Genomic DNA, 1,129 nt, shown 5'->3' with positions numbered 1-1,129 from the left:
TGCCGGAAGAGACGTTTCAGGTCACCGAATTTACCCTCAATGAAGCCCTTTCTTCTTTATTTACCTTATCTGTTTCTGTTGTCAGCCCGTTACCGGCGCTCAGTTTTACCGATCACTTAGGGCTTGCAGCCTCACTGACCGTGGAGCGTAACGGAACAAAAATCCGCACCATTGAGGGATTGCTGGCATCAGCAGAGCAGGGGAACACCGACGGTAACAAAACCTGGTATCATTTTATTATCCGCCCGGAAATGTGGATCATGAGCCTGAATCAGGACAGCCGGATTTTCCAGAAACAATCTGTCCCGGAGATTCTGGCGACACTGCTGGATGAAGCACATGTTAAATGTGATAAAAAATTCTATCAGGATGAGCTGCATCAGAAGCGGGATTACATCACGCAAAAACGGGAATCCGCTTACGATTTCTGGTGCCGGCTGGCGTATGAAGAGGGAATAAACTTCTGGTTTGAAGAGGGTCCGAAGCTGTTTTACAGCGATAACCACCTTGGTATGACCGCCGGTATTCATCTGACCTATAATCCGCAGGCGGACACAGATATCAGTGACAGCACCGCATCGTCCTGGCGCTATACGGAGCGGCTGTGCGACGATATTCAGATCCACAAAGATTACAATCCGCAAAACCCGTCTTACCCGCTGCAACATGAGGTCACCGGTGAGGTGCATAAACAGCATGCCACCTTTGAAAGTTACGGGCGTTTTCAGCAGGATGAGCAGGGAAAACCCTTTACCCAATTGCGCTATGAGCAATCCCAGAACCAGCGCCAGACCGGCACAGCCGGTACAAATTGCGTTGCTCTGAGACCGGGAAAAATCTTCTCACTGAGCAATCACCCTGCTGACACCATGAATAAAACGTGGCAGGTGATCAGTGTCAGCCATCGCGGCGTGCAGCCGCTGGCGGATAACAGTGGCGGTGAAGGCACGACGCTTTCAAATACAGTACAGTTTATCCCGGGAACTCAGGAATGGCGTCCGTTATCCCGTTTCAGACCGCAGGCAGACGGCGACGAACTGGCAACCGTTGTCGGACCGCCGGGGGAAGAAATTTACACCAATGAACAGGGCGCGGTAAAAGTCTATTTTCACTGGGATCGCCGGGGAAA

General features: G+C 51.3%; 1 protein-coding gene. It reads left to right on the top strand.

Features of this window, described 5'->3' with window-relative positions; translation table 11 throughout:
* A partial coding sequence (locus AYY17_RS13825) for a type VI secretion system Vgr family protein (RefSeq protein WP_156656711.1) occupies window positions 1–1,129 on the top strand: 1,129 nt, incomplete at both ends.

Origin of the sequence: Morganella psychrotolerans, from assembly GCF_001676055.1 — a bacterium.
GTDB lineage: Bacteria > Pseudomonadota > Gammaproteobacteria > Enterobacterales > Enterobacteriaceae > Morganella > Morganella psychrotolerans_B.
This window is presented reverse-complemented; position numbering and strand designations above follow the sequence as displayed.